21 protein-coding genes and 3 pseudogenes are annotated in these 24,977 nt (G+C 70.6%); 16 read left to right on the top strand and 8 right to left on the bottom strand.

The window, feature by feature from the left end; translation table 11 throughout:
• The first annotated feature begins 293 nt into the window (after nt 1-293).
• Nucleotides 294-1,742: an AmpG family muropeptide MFS transporter gene (locus tag M2437_RS12610; RefSeq protein ID WP_253387603.1), complete on the top strand. Its 1,449-nt coding sequence runs from the start codon at nt 294-296 to the stop codon at nt 1,740-1,742.
• Nucleotides 1,739-2,666 (top strand): annotated as a pseudogene (locus tag M2437_RS12605) (EcsC family protein). The gene M2437_RS12610 and the pseudogene M2437_RS12605 overlap by 4 nt, the downstream one beginning before the upstream one ends.
• Before the next feature lie 9 nt (nt 2,667-2,675).
• On the opposite strand, the gene M2437_RS12600 reads toward M2437_RS12605, so the two are convergent.
• On the bottom strand, nt 2,676-3,860 hold the full coding sequence (locus tag M2437_RS12600; RefSeq protein WP_253387602.1) for a hypothetical protein: 1,185 nt from the start codon (nt 3,858-3,860) through the stop codon (nt 2,676-2,678).
• 80 nt (nt 3,861-3,940) lie between these two features.
• Between M2437_RS12600 and M2437_RS12595 the strand changes: the two genes are divergently transcribed.
• From M2437_RS12595 to M2437_RS12580, 4 genes and pseudogenes are all read left to right on the top strand, one after another.
• The gene (locus tag M2437_RS12595; protein WP_253387601.1) at nt 3,941-4,546 is read left to right on the top strand and encodes an NnrU family protein; all 606 of its coding nucleotides are present in this window, start codon (nt 3,941-3,943) and stop codon (nt 4,544-4,546) included.
• 288 nt (nt 4,547-4,834) lie between these two features.
• Nucleotides 4,835-5,545, top strand: coding sequence for a tetratricopeptide repeat protein (locus M2437_RS12590; RefSeq protein WP_253387600.1), 711 nt, complete (start codon nt 4,835-4,837; stop codon nt 5,543-5,545).
• 86 nt (nt 5,546-5,631) lie between these two features.
• Nucleotides 5,632-6,974: pseudogene (gene der / locus M2437_RS12585) on the top strand (ribosome biogenesis GTPase Der).
• 168 nt (nt 6,975-7,142) lie between these two features.
• Complete coding sequence (locus M2437_RS12580) at nt 7,143-8,045, top strand: sulfite exporter TauE/SafE family protein (RefSeq protein WP_003599646.1); 903 nt, start codon at nt 7,143-7,145, stop codon at nt 8,043-8,045.
• Nucleotides 8,046-8,048: 3 nt separating this feature from the next.
• On the opposite strand, the gene M2437_RS12575 is transcribed toward M2437_RS12580, so the two are convergent.
• On the bottom strand, nt 8,049-9,173 hold the full coding sequence (locus tag M2437_RS12575; RefSeq protein ID WP_003599641.1) for a carboxylate-amine ligase: 1,125 nt from the start codon (nt 9,171-9,173) through the stop codon (nt 8,049-8,051).
• A 240-nt stretch (nt 9,174-9,413) separates the two neighbouring features.
• On the opposite strand from M2437_RS12575, the gene mutM reads away from it, so the two are divergent.
• The 5 genes and pseudogenes from mutM to M2437_RS12550 all read left to right on the top strand — a co-directional run bounded on the left by mutM (nt 9,414) and on the right by M2437_RS12550 (nt 14,111).
• Nucleotides 9,414-10,313: a bifunctional DNA-formamidopyrimidine glycosylase/DNA-(apurinic or apyrimidinic site) lyase gene (mutM, locus tag M2437_RS12570; RefSeq protein ID WP_253387599.1), complete on the top strand. Its 900-nt coding sequence runs from the start codon at nt 9,414-9,416 to the stop codon at nt 10,311-10,313.
• Between the two features lie 220 nt (nt 10,314-10,533).
• The gene (locus M2437_RS12565; RefSeq protein ID WP_003599639.1) at nt 10,534-10,737 is read left to right on the top strand and encodes a hypothetical protein; all 204 of its coding nucleotides are present in this window, start codon (nt 10,534-10,536) and stop codon (nt 10,735-10,737) included.
• A 163-nt stretch (nt 10,738-10,900) separates the two neighbouring features.
• Nucleotides 10,901-11,365, top strand: coding sequence for an Rrf2 family transcriptional regulator (locus M2437_RS12560; RefSeq protein WP_012255197.1), 465 nt, complete (start codon nt 10,901-10,903; stop codon nt 11,363-11,365).
• On the top strand, nt 11,355-12,263 hold the full coding sequence (locus tag M2437_RS12555; RefSeq protein ID WP_253387598.1) for an NAD(P)/FAD-dependent oxidoreductase: 909 nt from the start codon (nt 11,355-11,357) through the stop codon (nt 12,261-12,263). Before M2437_RS12560 ends, M2437_RS12555 begins: the two co-directional genes overlap by 11 nt.
• Nucleotides 12,264-12,551: 288 nt before the next feature.
• Nucleotides 12,552-14,111: pseudogene (locus tag M2437_RS12550) on the top strand (serine hydrolase).
• Between the two features lie 91 nt (nt 14,112-14,202).
• On the opposite strand, the gene M2437_RS12545 reads toward M2437_RS12550, so the two are convergent.
• From M2437_RS12545 to uvrB, 5 genes are all read right to left on the bottom strand, one after another.
• Nucleotides 14,203-16,554 (bottom strand): hybrid sensor histidine kinase/response regulator, encoded by a 2,352-nt coding sequence (locus M2437_RS12545; protein WP_012255200.1) that lies wholly within the window; start codon nt 16,552-16,554, stop codon nt 14,203-14,205.
• A 105-nt stretch (nt 16,555-16,659) separates the two neighbouring features.
• The gene (locus M2437_RS12540) at nt 16,660-17,388 is read right to left on the bottom strand and encodes a glutathione S-transferase (RefSeq protein ID WP_253387597.1); all 729 of its coding nucleotides are present in this window, start codon (nt 17,386-17,388) and stop codon (nt 16,660-16,662) included.
• A gap of 20 nt (nt 17,389-17,408) precedes the next feature.
• The gene (locus M2437_RS12535; protein WP_012255202.1) at nt 17,409-18,086 is read right to left on the bottom strand and encodes a YidB family protein; all 678 of its coding nucleotides are present in this window, start codon (nt 18,084-18,086) and stop codon (nt 17,409-17,411) included.
• Nucleotides 18,087-18,175: 89 nt separating this feature from the next.
• The gene (locus M2437_RS12530; protein ID WP_012255203.1) at nt 18,176-18,487 is read right to left on the bottom strand and encodes a hypothetical protein; all 312 of its coding nucleotides are present in this window, start codon (nt 18,485-18,487) and stop codon (nt 18,176-18,178) included.
• 117 nt (nt 18,488-18,604) lie between these two features.
• Nucleotides 18,605-21,355: an excinuclease ABC subunit UvrB gene (gene uvrB, locus M2437_RS12525; RefSeq protein ID WP_015952271.1), complete on the bottom strand. Its 2,751-nt coding sequence runs from the start codon at nt 21,353-21,355 to the stop codon at nt 18,605-18,607.
• A 122-nt stretch (nt 21,356-21,477) separates the two neighbouring features.
• On the opposite strand from uvrB, the gene M2437_RS12520 reads away from it, so the two are divergent.
• Nucleotides 21,478-21,726 (top strand): type II toxin-antitoxin system Phd/YefM family antitoxin, encoded by a 249-nt coding sequence (locus tag M2437_RS12520; protein WP_253387596.1) that lies wholly within the window; start codon nt 21,478-21,480, stop codon nt 21,724-21,726.
• Nucleotides 21,727-21,827: 101 nt separating this feature from the next.
• Here M2437_RS12520 and M2437_RS12515 read toward each other — a convergent pair whose 3' ends face one another.
• The gene (locus M2437_RS12515) at nt 21,828-22,739 is read right to left on the bottom strand and encodes a LysR family transcriptional regulator (RefSeq protein ID WP_253387595.1); all 912 of its coding nucleotides are present in this window, start codon (nt 22,737-22,739) and stop codon (nt 21,828-21,830) included.
• 124 nt (nt 22,740-22,863) lie between these two features.
• Between M2437_RS12515 and M2437_RS12510 the strand changes: the two genes are divergently transcribed.
• From M2437_RS12510 to M2437_RS12495, 4 genes are all read left to right on the top strand, one after another.
• Nucleotides 22,864-23,259, top strand: a complete 396-nt coding sequence (locus M2437_RS12510) for a DoxX family protein (RefSeq protein ID WP_253387594.1) — start codon at nt 22,864-22,866, stop codon at nt 23,257-23,259.
• 40 nt (nt 23,260-23,299) lie between these two features.
• Nucleotides 23,300-23,782 carry a VOC family protein gene (locus M2437_RS12505; protein ID WP_003599618.1) on the top strand — a complete coding sequence of 161 codons (483 nt, stop codon included), beginning with the start codon at nt 23,300-23,302 and terminating at the stop codon, nt 23,780-23,782.
• 78 nt (nt 23,783-23,860) lie between these two features.
• The gene (locus M2437_RS12500; protein WP_253387593.1) at nt 23,861-24,538 is read left to right on the top strand and encodes a hypothetical protein; all 678 of its coding nucleotides are present in this window, start codon (nt 23,861-23,863) and stop codon (nt 24,536-24,538) included.
• A complete protein-coding gene (locus M2437_RS12495) occupies nt 24,525-24,968 on the top strand; it encodes a transcriptional regulator (protein WP_003599614.1) in 444 nt (147 codons plus the stop codon). The genes M2437_RS12500 and M2437_RS12495 overlap by 14 nt, the downstream gene beginning before the upstream one ends.
• Nucleotides 24,969-24,977 lie beyond the last annotated feature (9 nt).

The raw sequence follows: 24,977 nt of genomic DNA, 5'->3' as shown, positions 1-24,977 counted from the left end.
GGCCCCTCCCCCGTTCCGTGCGGTGAAGCACGGAGCACCCTGCGGACCTGTCATCGTGCCGGAGCCTGCAATTACGGTTCTATCAACCATGTTGGCTCTATACGGAGCCCAGGATTCCGACTTTGCGCGGGACTCGCAAGGGATGTGACGGGGGCTGCGGGCCGCAAGTCCGTCATGTTTTCTGCGGAGATCGGGATCAAAGATGCGCGAGTGTCCGGGCGCCCGGCTCCGCGCGGCGTCCCAGATCCATGCAACCCTGCCCGACGGGCGGGGGCTCCAGGGAGTTTTACGCGATGGCGGATGCGGCGAACTCCAAGACGCTTCCTAACGACACGGCCCTGAAAGCGCAGCCGCGCAAGCTGCGCCTGCGCGACATCACCGAGGACAAGCGCGTCGCGCAGATGCTGGCGCTCGGCTTCTCCTCCGGCCTGCCGCTCCTGCTCGTGCTCGGCACCTTCACCCTGCGGCTCGCCGATTCCGGCATCGACATCAAGACGATCGGCCTGTTCAGCTACGTCGCGCTGCCCTACTCGCTGAAGTTCCTCTGGGCGCCCTCGATCGACCGGGTCGATGTGCCGTTCCTGGCCCCGCGCCTCGGCCGCAAGCGCGCCTGGATGATCGTGACGCAGATCGCCACCGCCCTGGCGCTGGTCCTGATGGCCTTCGCCGACCCGAAGGACCATCTCGCGCTCATCGGCCTCGGCGCCTTCCTCGTCGCCTTCTGCGCCGCCACCCAGGACGTGGTGATCGACGGCTGGCGCATCGAGGCGGCGGGCACCGATCTGCAGGGCATCATGGCCGCCACCTCGAACCTCGGCTACCGGTTCGGGCTGATCCTGGCGGGGGCCGGCGCGCTCTACGTCGCGGCCTATGGCGGCTGGACGCTCGCCTATCTCTGCATGGCCGCGCTGATGGGCGTCGGCCTGATCGCGGCCCTGCTCGCCACGCCCTATGACCGGCCGCGCGAGGCGGCGACGGGCAAGCGCGACCTGCCCGCCGCCGTGCGCCGCGCCGTGCTGGAGCCGCTGACGGAACTCTACGCCCGGATGGGCAAGGCCCTGTTCGCGGTGCTGGCGCTCGTCGCGCTCTACCGGATGCCGGACTTCGTCTCCGGCGTGATGGCCAACCCGCTCTACATCACGCTCGGCTACGGCAAGGCGGAGATCGCCACCATCGTCAAGCTGTTCGGCATCTGGGTCGGGATCGCCGGGGGCTTTGCGGGCGGCTGGTCGATCGCCCGGCTCGGCATGTTCCCGACCCTGGTGATCGGCGCCTTCATCGCCGCCGCCTCGCACCTGTCGCTGGCGTGGCTGGCGCTGGGCGAGCCGGAGCAATGGCGGCTCGCCATCGCGGTCTCGATTGAGAGCCTGTGCGGCTCCTTCGCCGGCATCGCGCTGATCGCCTACATGTCGAGCCTGACCACGCCGGGCTTTGCGGCCACGCAATACGCCCTGTTCTCCTCGCTCTACGCCCTGCCGGGCAAGCTGGTCGCCGGCACCTCCGGCTTCGTGGTGGCGGCTTACGGCTTCCCGGCCTTCTTCGCGATGACCGCGGCGGTCGGCATCCCCGTCGTCGCCCTGTGCTTTGCCGTGGGACGCATCCCGCAGCGCACGGCGCCCGCGGAAAGCCCGGCCGAGGCCACGCCCGAGGCCGTGCAGGGGAACCCAACCGGCCCCGTCGGTCTTGCCTCAGCCGAAGCGGGCCCCAAGATCCCGTCCAAAGTCGCGAGGGCGCAGACGTGAACGACCTTGCCGTTGTCGGAGAAACCCTGCCGGTTCCGATCGACCCGCCGGCCGGAAAGCCCCTGTCGGAGGAGGACCGCGCCGTCCTGCGGCGCGCGGTGACCGTAATTGGAGAAGCCGGGGCTCGCCTCCCGCCTCTCGGCGGCCGCGGGCGCACCCCTCGACATGATCGGCCGCGCACTGCCGGCGCCCATCACCGAGACGGTGGCCAGCGCCACGGAAGGCGCGATGCGCACGGCCCTTCGGGTCGCGCTCGCGACCCTGCCGGACAAGGACGTGAAGCCCGCCGGCACGGCGCTGGAGCGCATCGAAACCGAGGCCGGCGGGCGCCTGAGCCGCCTGCTCGGGTCGAGCGAAACCCGCCACAAGGCGCTCGCCGCGGTGACCGGCGCGGTCGGCGGCGTGCTCGGCCTCGCGACGCTGGCGGTCGAGCTGCCGGTCTCCACGACGCTCATGCTGCGCTCCATCGCCGAGATCGCCCGGGAAGAGGGCGAGGATCTGAGCGATCCCGAGAGCGCGCTCGCCTGCGTGCAGGTCTTCGCGCTCGGCGGACGGGCTGGCGCCGAGACGACGGTCGCCGATAGCGGCTACTTTGCGGTGCGCGCCGCACTCGCCAAGACCATGTCGGAGGCTGCCCGTTATGCCGCCCACCGCTCGCTGCTCGATGCCGGCGCGCCGCCGCTGGTGCGACTCACCGCGCAGATCGCCGCCCGGTTCGGCCTCGTCGTCTCGCAGAAGGTTGCGGCCCAGGCCGTGCCGGTGATCGGGGCACTCGGGGGCGCTGCCGTCAACGCCGCCTTCATGGACCACTTCCAGTCCATGGCCCGCGCCCACTTCACCGTGCGCCGGCTGGAGCGGGCCTACGGCAAGGACGCGGTGCACGCGGCCTATCTCGAGGAGAAGGCGGCGCTCGGCCTCGGGTGAGGGGGGCGCTCACGGCCAGACCTTGATCGATACCGGCCGGCGCACGAGGTCGCGGTCGGAGGTGATGGTGCAGCCCTCAAGGCGCAGGGTCGCGAAGGTGAGGAGCGCACCCTCGCCGACATCGTCGAAGTTGCGGCCCTTGGCACCCGGATCGAGCAGGGACGGGTAGGCGATCAGCCTACCCTTGGCCCCGCACGGATCGTCATAGAGCGTGGCTCCGGCCAGCAGCAGCCGCGGCACGTCCCAGGTCAGCAGGTCGCGCGACGTGCTCCAGTAGAAGCCCGATTCTGGAAATGCGCCGCCCTTGGCCGCCATGAACACCGCGATCCAGGCCCCCGTGCCGCGGTGGCGCACCACCGCGCCGACGGGGGCGGGAAACGGCCCGACCGGCCGGCAGGTGTCGGCGATCTTGGCCGTCTTGCGGTAGGGGTCGGGGAAGGCGGCAGTGAAACCGGTGCCGGTCCAGGCACGCCAGCTTGTGGGATCCTCCGGCCGCTCCGTGCGAAACAGGCAGACGCCCGCCGCCTGATCGCTGCCGGGCCGGTCCCAGCCCGTGGTCGAGGCGAGGAAGTAGCGGGTTCGCCCCTCGCCGAAGATGTTGGACGGGTTGAAGAAGCCCCGGTGCCGGCCCTGGCCCTCCTCCTGCCGGAACGGCGCGCCCGCCACCACCGCGGGCGGCGCCGTGCGGGTGAAGCTCAAGCCCCCGTCGCGGGAGAAGGCCGCGGTGACCGTGTTGTACCAGCACTCCATGTACACCTTGGAGCGGCAGCGGCCCTCATGCTCGTTGGCCTGGTACTCGTGGTGGAGGAGGGCGGCGACGTTCGTGCCGTCCTCGGTCCAGGTGGCGGTGATCCACGAGCGGTCGTCGTAGAGCGCCGGGTCGGGCTTCTCGCCGGAATCGAGCACCACGCGACAATCGATTGTGAGGCGCTCGAAGTCGGGGCCGCGCAGGGCACGGTTGCGGTAGTGCAGGCCGAAGACCGCGATCTGACCCGACGCGTCGCGAAAGGCGCGGGCGGGCGCATCGGGTACGTCGGCGCCGTCGCAGGCGTCGCGGGTGGCGGAGAACAGCGTCCGCTCCGGCCCCGTCAGGGTCAGCGCCGAGAGCGGCGGCTCCGCGGCGGCGCGGGCCGGCGGCACGGCGCCGCAGGAGAGCGCGAGCGCTGCGACGAGGAGGCGAGTCAGTCTGGACATCGCCAAAAGATTGCGTTTTGAACCGTTACAGGGAGCTTGTCCGCATCCGCCGGAGCGAGCGCCGTCCACAGGCTGCCCCCATGCTGGTTATGATCCTCGGCCTCGTGCTGTTTCTCGGCACGCACGCCTTCTCCATGGCTCGGGCCAAGCGCGGGGTGGTGATCGGCCGGATCGGCGAGGGCCGGTTCAAGCTCGGTTACACCCTGCTCTCGGTGCTCGGCCTGATCCTGACCGTCTATGGCTACGGCCTCTACCGGCAGGAGGGCATGATCCCGGTCTGGTCGCCGCCGCTCTGGACCCGGCATCTCGCGGTGCTGTTGACCCTGTTCGCCTTCATCAGCCTCGCCGCGACCTACCTGCCCGGCCATCTCCGCGCCCGGCTCAAGCACCCGATGCTGCTGGCCGTGAAGATCTGGGCGACCGCCCACCTCCTGGCCAACGGCGATCTCGGCTCGATCCTGCTGTTCGGCTCCTTCCTCGCCTGGGCGGTGGTCGCCCGCATCAGCGCCAAGCGCCGCGCGCTCACGGCGGGCCAAGTGGCGCAGCAGCATGGCGGGCAGGCCGCGCCGGCCGGCTGGCGCAACGACGCCATCGCCGTGGTCGTCGGCGTCGTGGCGTGGTTCGTGTTCGGCAAGTACCTGCACCCGCTGCTCATCGGCGTCGCCGCCTGGCCGGGGCAGGCTTGATAGGGCGATCGCTCGAAGCGATCACCCTGGTTTGACTCCGGCCTCAAGCGCCGGCGGTCGCCTCCGCGACCTCAGGCTTTCGCTCCGCTCGATGCATTCCGAGGCTAAAAGTCCGAAAAGCCCGCTCCGCGCGGCGCTCTTCGCGCCGCGCAACCGCTCAAGCGGCTTCGCGCGATGGCCCTGACAGACTTGAGCCCCTATTCGCCAAAGCGGGGGCGCTGTGCTAGGCGCCCTCGATACGACGACGAGCGAGGCGAGCGCGCTCCGCGAGGAGCGCCCGGATTTGTCATGGCCGAGAACAACGAGTTCATCCGCGAGGTCGACGAGGATTACCGCCGCGACCAGATCGCCAACATCTGGAAGCGCTACAACGCGCTGATCATCACCCTGGCGGTCCTCCTCGTGGCCGGCGTCGGCGGCTACAATTACTGGCGCCATGCCGAGCGCACCCGCGCCGAGGCGGCCTCCGTGCGTTTCGACAAGGCCAACCGCCTCGCCAAGGACGGCAAGGCGGAGGAGGCGGACCGCGACTTCGCCGCGATCCAGGCCGACGGGCCGGGGGGCTATGCCCTGCTCGCCCGCTTCCGCCTCGCCGCCGAGGCGACCAAGCGCGACGCCGCTGCCGGAGCGGACGCCTACGACAAGCTCGCCGCCGATACCGGCATCGGCGATGCCCTGCGCGACCTCGCCCGCCTGCGCGCGGCGCTGCTGCGCCTCGACGGCACCGATCCGAATGCGGCGCTGACCAGCCTCCAGGGGCTTGCCGCCCCGACCAACGCCTTCCGCCACACCGCCCGCGAGATGCTCGGCCTGACGGCGCTCAAGCGCGGCGACATCGAGGGCGCCGGCCGCTGGTTCGACCAGATCAGCGCCGACGGCGAGACGCCCCAGGGCCTGCGTCAGCGGGTCGAGATCTACCAAGCGCTTGTGGCCGGTGGCGCCGTGAGCGTGACGGAAGCCAAGTCCGAGAATGCCGCGCCGCCGCCGATCACCCGCTGACGGCGCGGCCGGAACCGCCTATCTTCGAACTGGATGTTGCGCGTCGGGCTCCCTTGCCCGCGCGCCTGACGAGACTGTTATTTCCCATGGATCTGCCGACCGTCGCGATCGTCGGACGCCCGAATGTCGGCAAGTCGACCCTGTTCAACCGGCTGGTCGGGCGCAAGCTCGCCCTGGTGGATGACCGCCCCGGCGTGACCCGCGACCGCCGCGAGGGCGAGGGCTTCATCGGCGACGTCGCCTTCCGCGTCATCGACACCGCGGGCCTCGAAGAGGCGGACGCCGACTCGCTGCTCGGCCGCATGCGCGCCCAGACCGAGGCCGCCATTCTCGAAGCCGACGCGGTGCTGTTCGTCATCGACGCCCGCGCCGGCGTCCTGCCGTCCGACCGGCCCTTCGCCGAACTGGTGCGCCGCTCCGGTTGCCCCGTCATCCTCATCGCCAACAAGGCCGAGGGCGGCGCCGGCATGGCCGGCGCCTACGACGCGTTCTCGCTGGGGCTCGGCGATCCGATCCCGTTCTCGGCCGAGCACGGCGAGGGCCTGGGCTCGCTGCAGGATGCCCTGCGCGAGGTTCTGCCCGAACCCGACGAGGAGGACGAGGACGGGGAGGGCGGCAAGGGCCTGCGCGTCGCCATCGTCGGGCGCCCGAATGCCGGCAAGTCCACCCTGATCAACCGGATGATCGGCGAGGATCGCCTGCTGGTCGGCCCCGAGGCCGGCATCACCCGCGATTCGATCTCCCTCGACTGGGAGTGGCGCGGGCGCCGGATCAAGCTGCACGATACCGCCGGCATGCGCCGCGCCGGGCGCGCATCGACGACAAGCTCGAAAAGCTCGCGGTCTCGGACGGCCTGCGCGCCGTGCGCTTCGCCGAGGTCGTGGTCGTGCTCCTCGATGCGACGATCCCGTTCGAGAAGCAGGATCTCACCATCGTCGATCTCGTCGAGAGCGAGGGCCGCGCGGTGGTGATCGGCCTCAACAAGTGGGATCTCGTCGCCGACCAGCCGGGCCTGCTCAAGACCCTCCGGGAAGACTGCACCCGCCTGCTGCCGCAGGTGCGCGGCGTCTCGGTGGTGTCGCTCTCGGGGCTCGCCGGCGACGGCATCGACAAGCTGATGCAGGCCGTGGTCGATGCCTCCGAGGTGTGGAGCCGGCGCGTCTCGACGGCGCGGATCAATGCGTGGCTCACCGACGCGCTCCAGCGCAACCCGCCGCCCGCGGTCTCCGGCCGGCGCATCAAGATCCGCTACGCGACCCAGGTGAAGAGCCGCCCGCCGCACTTCGCCCTGTTCGGCAATCAGCTCGACGCTCTGCCGAAATCCTACACTCGCTACCTCGTCAACGGCCTGCGCGAAGCCTTCGACCTGCCCGGAACGCCGATCCGGCTGTCCCTGCGCACCACGAAGAACCCGTTCGAGAAGGGCTAAAAGGCGGGTCCTCCGGGACCGCGCGATCCTGCGGGAAGGACATTCCCCCGCAGGGGAGCGAGGGAGAGCTTCGGCCTTGGCGCGCGTTGAACTTGGGAACTCCGCTCCCTTGCTCGCGCCGCCCGGGTCCTTAGCCTGTCGGCTCCCTCTCGCATGGATCGTTTCCCGATGGCCGGATCGTCCTCCGCCGCCGCGCGGCCGACGAAGCGCGTCGAGCCGCGCACGCTGGCCCTGATCGGGCTCGCGGGCCTCGCTGTCGCCGCCGCAGCGGCCCTGTTCGCGACATTGGCCGATGCCGGCACCGTCCAGGCGGTCCGGGAGGGCCTCAGCAGTCGCGGTTTCTGGACCGCGGCGGCGGTCGGGCTCGCGGCGCAGACCGTCGATGGCGCGCTCGGCATGGCCTACGGCATCACCTCGACCACGTTCCTGCTGTCCACCGGGGTGCCGCCGGCGGCGGCCTCGGCCTCCGTGCATGTGGCCGAGATCTTCACCACCGCCTTCTCCGGCCTCTCGCATTGGCGCCTCGGCAATGTCGACGGGCCGCTGTTCCGGCGCTTGCTGATCCCCGGCGTGATCGGCGCAGTGGCGGGGGCGACCCTTCTCACCTCGGTCGATGGCGAGACCATCAAGCCGTTCGTCTCGGTCTACCTGCTCGGGATGGGGCTCTACGTCCTGTCGAAGGCGTTCCGCACCCTGAAGGCCAACCGCGCGCCGCCCCGTGCCGTGGTGCCGCTGGCGCTCGGCGGCGGCTTCGTCGATGCGGTCGGTGGCGGCGGGTGGGGGCCGGTGGTGACGGCCACGCTGGTCGGCGGCGGTCAGGATCCGCGCACCTCGATCGGCTCGGTCAACGCGGCGGAGTTCTTCGTCGCGGTGGCGAGCGGGTTGTCCTTCACCCTGCTCGGCGGGCTGACCCACTGGACCACCATCGCCGGCCTCGTCGTCGGCGGGCTGTTCGCGGCCCCGATCGCCGCCCTGCTGGTGCGGGTGATCCCGGCACGGGTGCTGATGGTCGTGGTGGGCCTCCTGATCGCGAGCCTCAGCCTCGTGAGCCTCGCGGAGCTGTTCGGTTAGCCGTCACCCGTCCCGCGTGGTCTCGGCGAGCCAGTCCACCACCGCGTCGAGGGCCTGGCGGTTGCTGGTGTCGCCGCCGCGGGTGCCCTCGAACGCGGCGATCTGCCGGTCGGCGCTGGTGCCCTCGCGCAGGATGCGGCGGGCGTCGGCCACTTCTTCGGTGCAGCCCAGAGCCTCGGCATCCTCCGCGATCAGCGAGAGCAGCGTGTCGAGGGCAGCGTCGAAGGGGAAGGCCTGCTCGGACGCCTCGTCGATCAGCTCGGCCTCGATCCCGCTGCGCTGGGCCCGCCACAGGTTCTCCGCCGCGATCGCCCGCGAGACGCCGGTGAGCCCCGCATTGATGTCGGGCCGGCGCTCGATCAGCCGCACGAGGCAGCGGAACAGGGCCGCGACCACGATGGCGTCGGCGAGCCGGGTGCAGGAATCGGCGATGCGCAGTTCGAGCGTCGGGAACTTGATCGAGGGGCGCAGGGACCACCACAGGAAGCTCGCATCCTGGATCGAGCCGGCATTGGTCATGATGCGCACGTAGCGCTCGTAGGCTGCCGCGTCGCCCATCAGGTCGGGCAGGCCGGTGCGCGGCAGCTCGCCGAAGGCGCTGAGGCGGTAGGCGGCGAGCCCCGTCGGCTTGCCCTGCCAGAACGGCGAGGAGACGGAGAGGGCCAACAGCAGCGGCTGGAACGGCAGCAGCCGGTCCATCAGCGCGACGCGCCGGTCGGGGTCGGCGACCTCGACATGGACGTGCATGCCGCAGATCAGGCTGCGCCGCCCGGCGAGGCCGACATCGCGCAGGATGCCGCGGTAGCGGTCGCCCTTGGTCGGCAATTGCCGCGCCCAGTCGGCGATGGGGTGGGTGCCGGCGGCAAAGACCAGAAGCCCGTGCTCGCGGCCCAGCTCCGCCAGCGCCTGCCGCTGCTCCCGCAGCGCGGCATGGGCGGCCGGGAACGCCGTGGAGGGCGGGGTGCAGACCTCGACCTGGCATTGCAGCAGCTCGCGCCCGATCTCGGGCAGCCGCTCCCCGGCCGCCTGATGGAACGGCTTGACCGAGCGGCGCGGCGTGCCGCGGGTCTCGGCATCGGCAAGGAAATACTCTTCCTCGATCCCGAACCGGTAGGGGTGGGCGCTCATGCCGTGCTGACTCCGACGACCGGCTGACGCGCTCTCACCGGAGGGGAGGCCGCTCCAGCCAGAGAGGCGCACCGAAAAGACCTTGGCCGGGAGCAAGCCGTGAGCCCCGATATCGGTTCCCGGGGAGGCCCGGCGGCAAGCGCGACACCGTGGCCGCCCGGTACGGGCCGGCGGGGCTCGCGCCGGGGCCGGGGAGGGCGCTACAGCTCTCTTTCCCGCCGCCGCTTCTCTCCCACGACCATGCCCGAACTGCCCGAAGTCGAGACCGTGCGCCGGGGGCTCGCCCCTGCGATGGTCGGGGCGCGCGTCGCCCGCGTCACCCTGCGTAGGCCAAACCTGCGCTTCCCCTTCCCCGAGCGCTTCGCCGAGCGGCTGGAGGGCACCACGGTGCTGGAACTGGCGCGCCGGGCCAAATACCTCACGGCGCATCTCGATTCCGGCGAGAGCCTGATCCTGCATCTCGGCATGAGCGGGCGCTTCGACGTGCGGCTGCCCGACGGCTCGAACCTCTCGCCGGGCGACTTCTACCTCGAAGGGGCGCTCGGCACGCCCAAGCACGACCACGTGGTGATGGCCTTCGCCAACGGCGCCACCGTCACCTACAACGATGCCCGCCGCTTCGGCTTCATGGACCTCGTGGCCACGCACGATCTCGAGACCTGCCGCCACTTCGCCAGCATGGGCGTCGAGCCGCTCTCCGACGCCCTCGACGCGCCCCTGCTCGCGCGCCTGTTCGCCCGGAAGATCACGCCGTTGAAGGCGGCGCTGCTCGACCAGCGCCTGATCGCGGGCCTGGGCAACATCTATGTCTGCGAGGCGCTGCACCGCTCGGGCCTCCACCCGGCCCTGCCGGCCGGCGCGCTCGCCAAGCCCGACGGTTCGCCGGCACCCAAGGCGAAGACACTCGTCAAGGAGATCAAGGCGGTGCTGGCCGAGGCGGTGGCGGCCGGCGGCTCCACCTTGCGCGACTACGCCCGGCCGGACGGGAAGCGCGGCGCCTTCCAGCACGGCTTCCGCGTCTACGACCGGGTGGGCCATGCCTGCCCGACCAAGGGCTGTACCGGCCAAATCGGCCGGATCGTGCAGGGTGGACGCTCGACCTTCTTCTGCGAAACCTGCCAGGTCTTGCCGGTCCGGTAAGGTCTGAACGGCGGGGCCGCCGGTTTCATCCCGCTTATGTCTCCCTGAAATTCGGCGCTCATCCCCCGTTCTTCGGCTCACCGCCCACGCGAATGTTGAACGGTTCAGGGCCGCAACGCGTTCTCAGCTTTGCCACAGCACGGCAAAGACCGTTTCCGCTCTTCCGATGCGCCGGCCGTCCGCGGCAGCGCTTCAAGAGCTCAACGACACGGAGGAACACATGCGCGCCATCAAGCTGATCCCGGTTCTCGGCCTGCTCGCCCTCGGCCTCGCAGCCTGCAAGGACGAGAAGAAGGACACCACGGGCACGACCACGCCTCCGGCCAACACTACGACCACCGCCCCCGCGACGCCGCCGGCCGCCGGCCAGACCACGGCGCCGACCACCCCGCCCGCGACCAACAAGCCCGCCGGGCAGCCGTAGTTTTCAGGGGATTTATGACGTCGCCCGGTCGGTGGCCGGGCGGCATGAAAAGGAGGAAGGCTCGCCGGGAGGCGGGCCTTCTTGCGTTCGGGGGCGTGCCACTCGACGAGCCTGCCGCCCGACGCGCTTGACAGCCACTGTCTCATGAAACATGTAAAGTTACATGAGACGAGACAGCAAGCTTTCGGGCGTCCTCCACGTGCTCCTGCACATGGCCGAGATCGAGGGGCCGGTGACTTCCGAGTTCCTGGCCGGCGTGATGCAGACCAATCCCGTCGTGGTCCGTCGCATCATGGCGGGCCTGCGCGACCGGGGTTACGTCCGCTCGGAGAAAGGACATGGCGGCGGCTGGCGGATCGCCTGCGATTTCGGGGCCGTCACCCTGCGCGACATCTACGACGCGCTCGGCGCGCCCGAAATCTTCGCCATGGGCAACCGCAGCGAGGCGCCCGGCTGCCTCGTCGAACAGGCGGTCAATGCCGCGATGGACGAGAGCTTCCGCGAGGCGGAGGCGCTTCTGATGGCGCAACTCGGCCGGATCACCCTCGCCGCGCTCAGCGCCGACTTCCATGCCCGCCTCGCGGCGCGCGGCGGCGACTTCAACCTGGAGACGGCCCATGCGGTATGATGCGATCATCGTCGGCGGCAGCTTCGCCGGCCTCTCCGCAGCGCTCTACATCGCCCGAGGGCGCCGGAAGGTTTGCGTCGTCGATGCCGGCGCGCCCCGCAACCGGTTTGCCGCCGCCTCGCACGGTTTCTTCGCGCAGGACGGCGAGAATCCCCTGGCGATGATCGCGACGGCCCGCGCGCAGCTCGCGGGCTACCCGAACGCCACCTTTGTCACGGGGGAGGTGGTGTCGGCGCGAGCCGCAGGCGACGGCTTTGCCGTCTCGCTGGCCGGAGGGCAACGCCTCGCGGCGTCCAAGCTCGTCCTCGCCTTCGGCATCAGCGATATCCTGCCCGATCTTCCCGGGCTGGCGGAGCGCTGGGGCGCGAGCGTGCTGCACTGCCCCTACTGCCACGGCTTCGAGTTTTCCGGGCGCGTCCTCGGCGTGCTGTCGGCCGGCGCCCTATCGGTCCATCAGGCCGAACTGGTCGCGGAATGGGGCCCGACCACGCTCTTCCTGAACGGACACCCGGCGCCCGACGCGGAGGCCTGCGCCCGGCTCGCCGCCCGCAACATCGGAATCGAATCCGGCCCGATCCGGGCGCTTGCGGGCGAGGGGCGGGCCCTCTCGGCACTCGTTATGGCGGACGGTCGGACGCTCCCGCTGGAGGCCCTCTTCGTCGGCCCCCGCTACCGCCTGAACAGCCCGCTCGCCGAACAACTCGGCTGCGCCGTGGATGAGGGCATGCTCGGGCCGGTGATCCGCACCGACGCGATGAAGGAGACGACGGTTCCCGGTGTCTACGCGGCCGGGGACGCGGCGCGGTCTCCGCACAGCGTGGCCTGGGCTTCGGCCGACGGCGTGACCGCCGGCGTGGCCCTGCATCGGACGCTGGTGTTTCCGCGCATGGCGGCGTGAGGGGAGCCGATCGGACGAGCGTCGGGACCGGCGGCTACGGTGTCCCTCCCGACCCTCGTCAGGGGTATGCGGCAAGCCGTTGTTGTTTTTCTCCGAGGCGGCCCGGTCTCGACGCGGCCTCGCCGTGCAGGCCGGCACCGAAAACGAGACGGCCCAAATCCAGTTCGATCCCCCTTCGATCAGAGCGACTGATATCGGCTTGTCAGCGCTAGTCGCGACGATCAGTTTGGGGGCGGCCTTGGCGCGATTCTCTATGCCCGAGCCGTCCTTGATGGGATCGACGATCAGATGCAGCGGCTTCGATCCCATCCGCGCGTCGCGCAGTTCTGTCTCACGCTCGGCGTCATCTCGGGCTGTTCCGGCAGCGCGTTCGGCCAAGCCGTCACCCGTGCGTAGGTCGAGGCGCGTTTGCCGGCCCTCGAAGCGCTGGCGCAGCAGGCCATCGATGCGGGCGACGTGCCGGGTCTCGCGATCGCGGTCGTCTACGGCGACGAGACGCTCTTCCTGAAAGGCTTTGGCCGCAGGGCGATCGGAAAGCCCGACTTGGTCGGGCCGGAGACGGTGTTTCAGGTCGCCTCCCTGTCCAAGCCCGTCACCTCGACCGTGGTGGCCGCCCTCGTGGGCGAGGGGGTCGTCGGCTGGGATTCGCGCGTCGCCGATCTCGACCCCGGCTTCCGGCTTCACGAACCCTATCCGGCCTCGCAGGTCACAGTGCGCGATTTTCTCAATCACCGCAGCGGGTTGCCGGGCAGTGCCGGGGACGACCTCGAAGGGATCGGATACGGCCGCGACGACATCCTCCGCAGGTTGCGCCTCGTGCCGCCGTCCTCCAGCTTCCGTGCGGGCTACGCCTACAGCAATTTCGGGTTCACCGAGGGAGCCGTGGCCGCCGCGAGGCCGACCGGCAAGCCGTGGGATGTGGTGGCTCAAGAAAAGCTCTTCGGCCCGCTGGGGATGACCTCCACGAGCATGCGGCATGACGACTTCCTGACGCGGGCCGACCGGGCCGCACTCCATGTCAGGCGCGACGGCGTCTGGACGGCCGGGACCGAACGCGATCCCGACGCGCAGGCGCCGGCCGGCGGCGTCAGCTCGAATGTCCGCGACCTCGCCCGCTGGGTGCGGCTCGAAATCGGAAACGGCCTGTTCGAGGGCACGCAACGGGTTGCCGGCGCGGCCCTCGCTCAGACGCGTGGGCCGCTCACCGCACGCGGCACCAATCCCGTGACCGGAGGCGCCTCCTTCTACGGCCTGGGCTGGAACATCGAGTACGGCCGCCACGGCCTCGTCTGGGGCCATGCCGGCGCCTTCAGCGTCGGCGCGCAGACCCTCGTCTCGATCCATCCGGAGGCGAAGCTCGGCATCGTCCTGCTGACGAACGCCTTCCCGTCCGGCGTTCCGGAGGGATTGGCCGACAGCTTCGCGGATCTCGTCTTCGACGGCCGGATCCGCAAGGATTGGCTGAAGGATTGGGGCGAAGCCTATACGAGCCTGTTCGGGCCGGGCGCGGCGGCGAACCGCGCCGTCTACAGCCAGCCTCCGGCGAACGCCTCGGCGTCGCTTCCCCTGTCGGCCTATACGGGGCGTTACGCCAACGCGTATGTCGGCAATGCCGAGGTGGCGGAGATCGACGGTCGCCTGACCCTTACGGTCGGGCCCGGCGGGGCGCGGACCTATCCGCTGCGCCACTTCGATCGCGATCTCTTCCTCTGCTTTCCGGATGCGGAGGCGCCGGACAATCCGTCGGCCATCCGTTTCGCGATCGGAAGCGGCGGCAAGGCCGATGCGGTGACGCTCGACGCGTTGAACGCGAACGGTCTCGGCACCCTCGATCGGGCGAGCGAGTGAGCGCCGAGGCGCGAGGCTGCGCCAGCGGCCGGGCGCGGTCCGCTTCGATGGAGCTTCTCGGGATGGATGCCCGCGCGTCCGGCTTCGGCCGTCAGCGCGAGGCCGTCTCCCGCCTCCCCCGCCGCCCCGCCATCTCCCGCAGCACTCGCCCCAGCTCCTGCGCCGAATACGGCTTCCTCAACAGCTCGAACCCGTGCGCGTCGTCCTGCGCCAGGACGTGGCTGTAGCCGGAGGTGAGGACCACCGGCAGATCGGGGTAGCGTTCCCGCAGGATCCGGGCGAGCGCGATGCCGCCCATGCCGGGCATCACGACGTCGGAAAACACCGCCTCGAACGGCGTCTCGGTGCGTTCCAGCTCGACCAGAGCCGCCTCGGCGTTCTCGGCCCAGACCGGCTGGTGGCCGAGTTCCTCCAGGATCTGGGTGCAGAAGCGGCCGACTTCGAGGTTGTCCTCGACCACGAGGATCCGCAGATGCGCCTCGGCATCCGCATCCGGCCTCGGCCGGGCGGGGGCGGGGGCCTCGAGGGGGGCGGCGACCTCGGGCAGGTAGAGGGTGAAGGTGGTGCCCTCGCCCGCGCGGCTCCACACGTCCACGTCCCCGCCGGATTGCTTGGCAAAGCCGATCACCTGGGAGAGGCCGAGCCCCGTGCCCCGTCCGACCTCCTTGGTGGTGAAGAACGGCTCGAAGATGCGGCCCAAATCGGCGCTGGCGATCCCGGTGCCGGTGTCGACGACCGAGACCGCGACGAAGGGCCCGGCCGCACCGGCATGGCCGCGGATCGGCGGCATCGGCACGGCGCCGTCGAGGCGCAGGGTCAGGCGGCCCTCGCCGTCCATGGCATCGCGGGCATTGACCGCCATGTTGACCAGCGCCGTCTCGAACTGGCTCGCATCGGCGCGCACGAAGCAGGGGGCGCCGGGCAGGTCGGTCACCACGCGGATGCGCGCGCCGGTCACCGAATCGAGCATCTCCGAGATGCTGCGCAGCCGCTCGCCGACATCGAAGGTCTCGGGCTTGAGCGCCTGCCGCCGGGCGAAGGCGAGGAGTTGACCCGTCAGCTTCGCCGCCCGGTCCACCGTGTCGGAGACGGCGTCGAGGTAGCGGCGCTTGCGCTCGGGTGCGAGGTCGGGCCGGCGCAGGAACTCGACCGAGGAGCGGATAATGGTGAGCAGGTTGTTGAAGTCGTGGGCCACGCCCCCGGTGAGCTGGCCCACCGCCTCCAGCTTCTGCGACTGGCGCAGGGCCTCCTCGGCGTGGCGCTGCTCGGTGATGTCGCGGCCGAAGCCGTAGAGCAGGCCGTCGGCCGGCACGATGGTCCACAGCACGCGGCAGGTGCCGCCGTCCTTGGTCAGGCAGGTCAGTTCGAGATCGGTCGAGGCGCCGGCCGCGAGCCGTTCCAGCGCCGCTTCGGCGGTCGCGCGCTCCTCGGGCGCGAAGAAGTCGGGCACGTAGCGGCCCACCGTCTCGGCCGGCGACCAGCCCAACGTTCGGCCCCACGAGGGGTTCACCGCCTCGATCCGCCCGTCGGGGGTGGCCACGACCTTGAGGACCGGCGAGAGCGTCCAGACGCGGTCGCGGTCGCGCCGTTGCGCCACCACCTCCGCTTCCAGGTCGGCAGCCTTCGAATGGAGCAGGTGCTCCACGCGCCGCCGGGCCGTGATGTCCTGGAACAGCACCGCGACCTGCCGGCGCGACGGCGGTTCGATGCGGAAGGCGGCGAGTTCGAGGTAGCGCCCGGTGGCGACCAGCTCGCGCTGGAAGCGGATCGGCCGGCCGGTGCGTAGGACGTCGCCGTAGAGCGCGAGCCAGCCCTCGGCCTCCTCGCCGACGATCTCGCGCAGGCGCTTGCCCGCCACGTTCTCGATGCCGGCATGCTGGGCGTAGGCGCGGTTGGCGGTGACGTGGACGTAGTCGCTCAAGGGGCCGTGCGGGCCATCGATGAACTCGATGACGGAGTAGCCCTCGTCCATCTGCTCGAACAGCGTGCGGTAGTGCTGCTCACTCTCGGCCAGCGCCGTGCCCTGGGCCCGCTGCTCGGTCACGTCCCGCACCACGCCCGCCAGCCGCAGGGCCGCGCCGTCCGCATCGCGCTCGATCTCGAGGGTACGGGCAATCCAGCGCGACGCCCCGGTCCGGGAATCGCGGACGCGATAGACCGCCTCCTCGGAGGACGTACCCGAGGGGATCGCCGTATCCTCCGCCGGGAAGCGCTCGGCGAGGGCGGCGAGGGCGTATCGCTCGCGCACCTCCAGGCCGTGCAGGCGGCAGAAGGCGGGGCTCGGATGCAGCACGCCCTCGCGCAAATCGAGGGTGAAGACACCGATCCCGGCGGCATCCTGCACGCGGGCGAGCTGTTCCTGCGCCGCCCGCAACGGCTCCAGGATCCGAAAGCGCGCCGATTCGGCGTCGGATGGCACGGGAGAGGGAAGACTTTCGGGCATGTTCACAAGAGCACATGTAGCACGCCGCCAGCGGGCACAAGCGCGACGGTTTGGACAAAACGGCCTTCGTCGCTCCGCCCCGGTGCCGTGACCGGCACCGGCAGGTTAGCGGGCATCGAGTTCCGGATAATGCCGGAAGATGCCCTCCTCGTTGAAGGGGAGGCAGCGCTCGCTGGCCCGGTAGGCGGCGATGCGCGGCAGCTGCCCGATCCGCTCCGCGTGGGCGACGACATGCGGCGTCTGCGCCAGCGCCCGGGCCGTGGCCCGGGGAAAGGCGTAGCGCAGACCTTCCACGAGCTGGAACAGCGAGGTGTCGGCGTAGCTCACCGCGCCGCCCACCAGATGCTCCGGCCCCGCCGGGTTGCGGGCGAGCACGCGCTCAAACCAGTCCAGGAATTTCGGGATGCGGTTCGCGCAGAAATCCTCGGCGCGGCGGCGCGCCTCCGGCCGCTGGTCCTCGTAGTACAGGCCGACGCCGACCGGATGATGGGTGTCGTGCGCCTCCGCCACCATGTCGGCGATCGTGAGCTGGATCTGGTGCGTCCAGATTCTGTCGGCCTCGTCCGCCCCGACGAGGCCGAGGCGCGGCCCGAGATAGAGCAGGATCGCCGCGGTCTGGCCGATCACGCGATCGCCGTCCTTGAGGAAGGGCGGGGCGAAGGGCGGGCGGATCGGCTCGTCCTCCAGCCCGTCCATCATCGCCGCGATGCCGCCGCCCGCCTCCTCGGGCTGGCGGGCGACATCGACGTAATCCGCCCCGGCCTGTTCGAGGGCGAGCCGCACGAACTCGCCGCGGCCGGGGATCATCGGCCAGTAGTGCAGCTCGTAGGCCATGGCAGAAGCCTTTACTCGGACTACCAGCCGCCGCGCTCCTCGCGGCTCGGTGCCCGGCCCTGGGGCGTCAGCGCGTCGATCACGCCGGGCAGGGCCTGCGCCAGTTGCGCGAGCAGATCCTCGCGCGGCAGGCCGGTCTCGCGGCTCAAGCTGTCGAGGGTGCCCGGGCCCAGAGCGTCGGCGAGACGGTTCGGCGCGATCTCGCGGTTGGGGCCGTGGCCGATCCACGAGCCGATCACGTCGCCGAGACCGCTCCGCTCGAAGCTCTGAATCAAGCCGTCGAGCCCGTGGGAGGCCGCGCCGCTTCCGTCATCCGGCTCACGGTCGAGCCCGGCATAGGGGCCTCCGCCGGGCGAACGGCTGCCGGAGGCACCCCCGCCGGGACCGTCGAGCATGCCGGCAAGGTCGCCGAAATCGCCGCCGAGGTCGTTGCCGGCCTCACTTGCCTGAGACGGCGGCCCGCTGCGGCGGCCCTGGTTGAACCCGCCGAGATCGCCGTCGTCTTCGCCCGGGCCGGGGAAAGATCGGCCGCCGGATTCCGGTGATCCGCGGCCGAGGATGTCGCCGAGGCCGCCGCCGCCCTTGGCGAGCAGCAGCATGAGGAGCGCTTTCACCACCGGCGAGGCCAGCGCCCCGCCGCGTCCGCCCCCCAAAACCTGTCCGACGACTCCGCCGATGACCTGATCGAGCAGCCCCATGCGTTTCCTCCCGCCGGTTCACGCCGCCCTTCACGCCCCGTGTGGCGGCCGTGCCGGTGCAACGGCGAATGCAGGGGTGGGGTTGCGGATCAGTTTTCGTGGTTCGAGCGGAACGGCTTCGAGAGGTGATCGGACGGGTTGGTGCGCACGGTCTTTCCGCTCTTGCCTTCCGGCACCACCGCGGTCGAGGAGCGGATCGCGCTCGGGGGCGAGACCTCGCCGGTCGGCCGCTCGGCGGAGCGGTCGTTGCCGCGCACCGTATCGGTGCCGGAGGGCAGGGTGCCGGCGGTGGGCTGGTCGTTGGGGTTGGCCGCGCTCTGGGCCAGGGCCGGCGCGGACAGGAGCAGGCTGCCGAGGAGGGCGCCCAGGGCGGCCCGGCTGAGGGGGGAGGGGGATCGCATCGGTCGGCTCCATCACGCTTGGCGCCGCCGGCCGGGCTCACGGCGGAGCGGACCGACGGTTGCAGGATCTGAAGAGCCAATCGCAGGCGACGGCCGAGGTTCCGCCGTCGCGCGCCCTCACCCCCGCTTGCGCCCGCCGCCCCCCTTGTAGCGGGGCTTCTGACCGCCGAGTCCTTGCGTCGAGCGCGCCTTGGGCCGCTCCTGCCAGGGCACGGCGTCGGCCGGGAGTTCGCGGTCGGTGCCGGGGCCCATATTGTCGAGGGTGGGCTTCGAGATGCGGCTGCCCTTCTGTCCGTAGCGGCCGGCCTCGCGCTCGATATCGCCCTGCCGGGCCATGGGATCGTCGGAGACCATGAGTTCGGTCGCCTGCAGGCGCTTGAGCTCGTCGCGAAGCCGTGCGGCCTCCTCGAAGTCGAGATCGGCGGCGGCGGCGCGCATGCGCTTTTCGAGGTCGGCCATCACCGCCTTGAGGTTGTGGCCGACGGTGATCGCGTCCTTGGCCAGCCCCGTATCGACGCGAACGTGGTCGCGCTCGTACACGCTCTCGAGGATGTCGCTGATGCCGCGCTTGACCGATTGCGGCGTGATGCCGTGTTCCTCGTTGTAGGCGAGCTGCTTCTGGCGGCGCCGCTCGGTCTCGGCCATCGCCCGCTCCATCGAGCCGGTGATGTTGTCCGCGTAGAGGATGCAGCGGGCATCCGCGTTGCGGGCCGCGCGGCCGATGGTCTGGATCAGCGAGGTCTCGGAGCGCAGAAAGCCTTCCTTGTCGGCATCGAGAATGGCGACCAGCGCGCATTCGGGGATGTCGAGACCTTCGCGCAGGAGGTTGATGCCGATCAGCACGTCGAAGGCGCCGAGGCGCAGGTCGCGAATAATCTCGATGCGCTCCAGGGTGTCGATGTCGGAGTGCATGTAGCGCACCCGCACCGAGTTCTCGTGCAGATACTCGGTGAGATCCTCGGCCATGCGCTTGGTCAGCGTGGTCACCAGGGTGCGGTAGCCGGCCTGGGCGACTTCGCGGACTTCGCCCAGCAGGTCATCGACCTGGGAGCGGGCCGGGCGGATCTCGATCACCGGATCGACGAGGCCGGTGGGGCGGATGACCTGCTCGGCGAAGACGCCGGCCGTGCGCTCCATCTCCCACTTGGCCGGGGTCGCCGAGACGTGGACCGATTGCGGGCGCATCGCGTCCCATTCCTCGAACCGCAGCGGGCGGTTGTCGAGGCAGGAGGGCAGGCGGAAGCCGTACTCGGCCAGCGTCGCCTTGCGGCGGAAGTCGCCCTTGTACATGCCGCCGATCTGCGGAACCGTGACGTGGCTCTCGTCGGTGAAGACGAGGGCGTTGTCGGGCAGGTACTCGAATAGGGTCGGCGGCGGCTCACCGGGTTTGCGGCCGGTGAGGTAGCGCGAATAGTTCTCGATGCCGTTGCAGGCACCGGTCGCCTCGATCATCTCGATGTCGAAGGTGCAGCGCTGCTCCAGCCGCTGCGCCTCGATGAGGCGGCCCATCCGGGTCAGCTCCTCGACGCGGAGCTTGAGCTCGGTCTTGATGCCCTTGATCGCCTGCTGGAGGGTGGGGCGCGGCGTGACGTAGTGCGAGTTCGCGTAGACTTTGACGAACTTCAGCTCGTTGAGCTTCTTGCCCGTCAGCGGATCGAACTCGACGATGGATTCGATCTCGTCGCCGAACAGGCCGATGCGCCAGCCGCGATCCTCCAAGTGGGCCGGCCACAGCTCGATCACGTCGCCGCGCACCCGGAAGGTACCGCGGGCGAAGTCCGACTGGATGCGCTTGTACTGGAGCGCCACGAGGTCGGCGATGAGCTGGCGCTGCTCGATCCGCTCGCCGAGCGACACCGTGAACGACATCGCCGTGTAGGTCTCGACCGAGCCGATACCGTAGATGCACGAGACCGAGGCGACGATGATGACGTCGTCCCGCTCCAACAGGGCGCGGGTGGCCGAGTGGCGCATCCGGTCGATCTGCTCGTTGATGGAGGATTCTTTCTCGATGAAGGTATCGGACCGAGGCACGTAGGCCTCGGGCTGGTAATAGTCGTAATACGAGACGAAGTACTCGACCGCGTTGTCCGGGAAAAAGCTCTTGAACTCGCCGTAGAGCTGCGCCGCCAGCGTCTTATTGGGTGCCAGGATCAGGGCCGGGCGCTGCGTCTCCTCGATGACCTTGGCCATCGTGAAGGTCTTGCCCGAGCCGGTGACGCCGAGCAGCACCTGATCGCGCTCGGCGGTCCGGACGCCCTCGACCAGGGCGGCGATGGCGGTGGGCTGGTCGCCGGCGGGTGTGAACTCGGATTTCAGCGTGAACTTCACGCCGCCCTCCGACTTGGCCGGGCGCTCGGGCCTGTGCGGCACCCAGGCCTCGCCGTTCTTGAACAGCGGGTTGCCCTCGACGAGCAGCCGCTCCAGCGCCTCGACCGTGGCCGACACGCCCTCTGTGGCAAGCGAGGGCGTCTCGCCATCGGGCGCGGTTTCCGGTGCCGGGCCGTCGTCGGGCGGGACGAGGCCGAGCGCCTGCGCCAGCCGCGGATCGACGTCGGCCGCGTCGCCGATGGCGAAGCCCGCCTGCGGCGCCTCGGCGAAGCCGTCTTGCGCGATTTTCTTGTAGGCCTTCGCCTCGCCCTTCGGTCCGCGTCCTTTTCGGGGCGGTTCCGGCACGGGCTCGACCGCCTTCAGGCGGTTGCGGTTGAGGGCCGGGTTGAGCAGCGCGGCAAGATGCTCGTCGAGCGGCATCAGCTCGGGCCGGTCGGCCTTCGCCGTCGTCTTCGAGGTCGCCTTGGCGGGCGCTTTGGCCGTTGCTTTGGCAGGCGCTTTGGCCGGACTCACGCGCGGTGTCTTGGGTGCGGGCATGGCGGCAATATGGGCCCGTCGGGCGGTCTCCGGAAGAGTCCGAACGGCCCAAGATTGTCCCGGCTTGCGGCCGTTTTGGGCCCGGACTAGCTTTAGCGCGTTTTCATATCAGGGAGACCGTCATGAAAACGGTCAGCCTCCGAGAGGCCGAGGCGGATCTGTCGCGGCTGATCGAGGCGGCGTCGCGCGGCGAGCCGTTCGTCATCGCCGAAAACGGCCGGCCCCTGGTCCGGGTCGTGCCCGCGGAAACCGAGCTGCGGCGGACGCGACGCCTCGGTTTCCTCGCCGGGCAGATCTCGGTGCCGGACGATTTCGACACGATGTTTCAGGACGAGATCATCCGGTTGTTCGAGGGCGAAGGGGAGACGTGAGACGCCTCGTCGCTCAGGCGACCGTGGAAGGCATCACGCTCCTGACCTCCGACGCTCTCGTCGCCCGCTATCCCGGCCCGATTCGGCGTATCTGATCGCCCTCACCGCCGCAAAGCCTCCGGCAGATCCCGCTCCCAGGCCGGCTCGCCCGCGAACCGCTGCACCAGGAACTCCACGAAGGCGCGCGTCTTGGCCGGGCGCCGGCCCGGCGGCATCAGGGCGTGGATCGGTAGGACCGGGGAGGGGGTGCCGAAATCGAGGGGGACGAGCGTTCCCGCCCGCAGGGCCTGCGCCACCAGAAAGGTCGGCTGGTAGATCAGCCCGAGGCCGGCCACGGCCGCGGCCGTCAGGGCGGCGCCGTTCGGCGCCCGCAGGTTGCCCGAGACTGGGTAGGCCTGCTCGCCGAAGCGCCAGCCGCTGGAATCCGACAGGGTGTAGCCGAGGCAATTGTGGTTCTTCAGCTCCTCGGGCCGGCGCGGCGTGCCGTGCCGCTCGAAATAGGTGGGCGCGCCGCAGGCCACGAGGCGGCTGGTTGTGAGGCGCCGGGCGATCAGCCCCGAATCGGCGAGGGTCCCGATCCGCACGGCGAGATCCCACCCCTCCTCGATCAGGTCGACCCGCCGATCGTTGAGGCCGAGTTCGATCGTCAGCGCCGGGTGCGCAGCGGAGAACGCCGCGAGCGCCGGGGCGATCTCCCGCACGCCGAAGGAGAGCGGCACGTTGAGCCGCAGGGTGCCGTGGGCCTCGACCCCTTCGGCGCCGACCGCCGCCTCCGCGTCGTCGATCTCGGCGAGAATGCGCTCGCAGGCCTCAAGATAGGTCCGGCCGGTTTCGGTGAGCGTCAGGCGGCGGGTCGTCCGGTGCAGGAGCCGCGTGCCCAGCCGCGCCTCCAGGGCCGCGACATGCTTGGTCACCCCGGTCTGCGAGAGGCCGAGCGCCCGCCCGGCGGCCGAGAAGCTGCCGAGTGCGGCGACGCGGCAGAAGACCTGCATTCCCGTCACGCGGTCGAGCACGATAACCTCACTCTCTCAGAGTGAGGTGAATGGCAGCGAGGGCGAATTATCGCAATCGCCTGAGAAAGGCATGGTCCGGTCACCGTAAACGCCCGCGACCGCGGCACACCTCTTCGAGACGATCATGACCGACCCCCGCACCGCTCCCTACGCCGCCCTGCTGCTGCGGCTCACCCTCGGCGGCCTGTTCCTGGCCCATGCCGGGCTGAAGCTGTTCGTGTTCACGCCCGCGGGCACCGCCGCCTTCTTCGGCTCGCTCGGCCTTCCGCCCGCGTTCGGCTATGGGGTGATCGCCGCGGAAGCCGTCGGCGGCCTCGCCCTGATCCTCGGCCTCTACGCCCGCTTCGTCGCCCTGGCCCTGGTCCCGATCCTGATCGGCGCCATCGTCACCGTGCACGGCGCCAACGGCTTCTTCGCGCAGAATCCGGGCGGCGGCTGGGAGTTCGCCGGCTTCTGGGCGGTGATGCTGCTGGTCCAGGCCGGGCTCGGCGACGGCGCCTACGCCCTGCGGCGGGCATGAGACGGAACCCATCGGGAGAGGGACCATGGGGAGAGGGACCATGAGCGAACCGATCCATCCCGGCACCCGCATCGGCCACGTTCACCTCAAGGTGGCCGATCTCGAACGGGCCCTCGGCTTCTATTGCGGCGTGCTCGGCTTCGCCCTGATGCAGCGCTTCGGTGCCCAAGCCGCCTTCGTCTCGGCCGGCGGCTATCACCACCATATCGGCCTCAACACCTGGGAGAGCGCGGGCGGCCCTCCGCCACCGCCCGGCACGACCGGGCTCTACCACCTCGCGATCCTCTACCCGAGCCGGGCGGCCCTGGCCGACGCCCTGCGACGGGTCGAGGCGGCCGGCCTCTCCCTCGACGGGGCCAGCGACCACGGCGTGTCCGAGGCGCTCTACCTGCGCGATCCCGACGGGAACGGGGTCGAACTCTACCGCGACCGCCCGGAGGCCGAGTGGCCGCGGGACGGGAAGGGCGATCTCACCATGGTCACCCGCCGGCTCGACCTCGCGGGCCTGCGGGCGGAAGCTTGACGCTTCTCCGCTTGACGGCTCTGCACCCGCGTGTACTTTGCAATGCAAAGCACGCTTCGACGCGGGAAGCTGAACCCCATGCGTGAGACCCACGGCGACCTCGACAGGGCCCTGGCCGACATCGTCGCGATCCGGATGCAGATCGCGCGGGACACGGCGTTCCGCGGCCTCGGCTCTGCCACGCTCGCGGCCACCGGCGCTCTGGCCCTCGTCGTCGCGGGGGCCCAGGCCCTGCTGCTCGACGACCCGACGGCGCGGCCGGTCGTCTTCTTCGGCCTATGGGTCGCCGCCGCCGTCACCGCCTGCCTCCTGATCGGGTTCGAGGCGGTGCGCCGCTCGCGCCGGGTCCATTCGGGGCTGGCCGACGCGATGGTGTTCAACGCCATCGAAGGTTTCTTGCCCGCGGGCGGGGCGGGCCTCTGTCTGGGGCTCGTCTTCGCCCGCTTCGCGCCGGACCAGCTCTGGATGCTGCCGGGCCTGTGGCAGGTTCTGGTCGGGCTCGGCCTGTTCGCCTCCGCCCGCATCCTGCCCCGCTCCGTGCCGCTGGCGGGCGCGTGGTACCTGCTCGCCGGACTCACGGTGCTGGCGCTCGCCAGCGAGACGCGCCACCTCTCGCCCTGGCTGATGGGCGTGCCCTTCGCGGTGGGGCAGGGGCTCGTCGCCATCATCATCCACCGCCATTCGGGCCCAAGTGACGGATCAACTGACGGATCGACTGACGGATCTGCCGACGGAGACGCCGATGCCGACCTCTGATCGCAGCGACGCCCGCTTCTCCTACGAGGGGCTCGACCGGATCATCCACGAGCGGGCGCGGCTCTCGGTGCTGACCTCCCTGGTCTCGCATCCCCGCGGCCTCGCCTTCCCCGACCTCAAGCGCCTGTGCGGGCTCACCGACGGCAATCTCAGCCGCCACCTCGCCGTGCTGCAGGAGGCCGACCTCGTCAGCCTGGAGAAGGGCTACGACCAGAACCGGCCGCAGACCCTCTGCCGCCTGACGCCCTCCGGACGCACCCGCTTCCTCGACTATCTCGGGGTGCTGGAGCAGGTGGTGCGCGACGCCGCACAAGCCGCTGGCAGGCCACAGAATGCCGCCGGCAGGCCGCAGAACGCTGCCGGCCGGTCCCAGGCCGCCGACGACCGGCCCGCCGGCCACGATCGTTCCGGCCTCGCCAAACCGGTCTGACGACCGCAC

This window comes from Methylorubrum pseudosasae (assembly GCF_029504475.1).
GTDB lineage: Bacteria > Pseudomonadota > Alphaproteobacteria > Rhizobiales > Beijerinckiaceae > Methylobacterium > Methylobacterium extorquens.
This window is presented reverse-complemented; position numbering and strand designations above follow the sequence as displayed.

Excerpts from the sequence above, each read along its gene's own strand:
- M2437_RS12610 (WP_253387603.1), top strand. The coding sequence starts at position 294 with ATGGCGGATGCGGCGAACTCCAAGACGCTTCCTAACGACACGGCCCTG.
- M2437_RS12600 (WP_253387602.1), bottom strand. The coding sequence starts at position 3,860 with ATGTCCAGACTGACTCGCCTCCTCGTCGCAGCGCTCGCGCTCTCCTGC.
- M2437_RS12595 (WP_253387601.1), top strand. The coding sequence starts at position 3,941 with ATGCTGGTTATGATCCTCGGCCTCGTGCTGTTTCTCGGCACGCACGCC.
- M2437_RS12590 (WP_253387600.1), top strand. The coding sequence starts at position 4,835 with ATGGCCGAGAACAACGAGTTCATCCGCGAGGTCGACGAGGATTACCGC.
- M2437_RS12580 (WP_003599646.1), top strand. The coding sequence starts at position 7,143 with ATGGCCGGATCGTCCTCCGCCGCCGCGCGGCCGACGAAGCGCGTCGAG.
- M2437_RS12575 (WP_003599641.1), bottom strand. The coding sequence starts at position 9,173 with ATGAGCGCCCACCCCTACCGGTTCGGGATCGAGGAAGAGTATTTCCTT.
- mutM (WP_253387599.1), top strand. The coding sequence starts at position 9,414 with ATGCCCGAACTGCCCGAAGTCGAGACCGTGCGCCGGGGGCTCGCCCCT.
- M2437_RS12565 (WP_003599639.1), top strand. The coding sequence starts at position 10,534 with ATGCGCGCCATCAAGCTGATCCCGGTTCTCGGCCTGCTCGCCCTCGGC.
- M2437_RS12560 (WP_012255197.1), top strand. The coding sequence starts at position 10,901 with ATGAGACGAGACAGCAAGCTTTCGGGCGTCCTCCACGTGCTCCTGCAC.
- M2437_RS12555 (WP_253387598.1), top strand. The coding sequence starts at position 11,355 with ATGCGGTATGATGCGATCATCGTCGGCGGCAGCTTCGCCGGCCTCTCC.
- M2437_RS12545 (WP_012255200.1), bottom strand. The coding sequence starts at position 16,554 with ATGCCCGAAAGTCTTCCCTCTCCCGTGCCATCCGACGCCGAATCGGCG.
- M2437_RS12540 (WP_253387597.1), bottom strand. The coding sequence starts at position 17,388 with ATGGCCTACGAGCTGCACTACTGGCCGATGATCCCCGGCCGCGGCGAG.
- M2437_RS12535 (WP_012255202.1), bottom strand. The coding sequence starts at position 18,086 with ATGGGGCTGCTCGATCAGGTCATCGGCGGAGTCGTCGGACAGGTTTTG.
- M2437_RS12530 (WP_012255203.1), bottom strand. The coding sequence starts at position 18,487 with ATGCGATCCCCCTCCCCCCTCAGCCGGGCCGCCCTGGGCGCCCTCCTC.
- uvrB (WP_015952271.1), bottom strand. The coding sequence starts at position 21,355 with ATGCCCGCACCCAAGACACCGCGCGTGAGTCCGGCCAAAGCGCCTGCC.
- M2437_RS12520 (WP_253387596.1), top strand. The coding sequence starts at position 21,478 with ATGAAAACGGTCAGCCTCCGAGAGGCCGAGGCGGATCTGTCGCGGCTG.
- M2437_RS12510 (WP_253387594.1), top strand. The coding sequence starts at position 22,864 with ATGACCGACCCCCGCACCGCTCCCTACGCCGCCCTGCTGCTGCGGCTC.
- M2437_RS12505 (WP_003599618.1), top strand. The coding sequence starts at position 23,300 with ATGAGCGAACCGATCCATCCCGGCACCCGCATCGGCCACGTTCACCTC.
- M2437_RS12500 (WP_253387593.1), top strand. The coding sequence starts at position 23,861 with ATGCGTGAGACCCACGGCGACCTCGACAGGGCCCTGGCCGACATCGTC.
- M2437_RS12495 (WP_003599614.1), top strand. The coding sequence starts at position 24,525 with ATGCCGACCTCTGATCGCAGCGACGCCCGCTTCTCCTACGAGGGGCTC.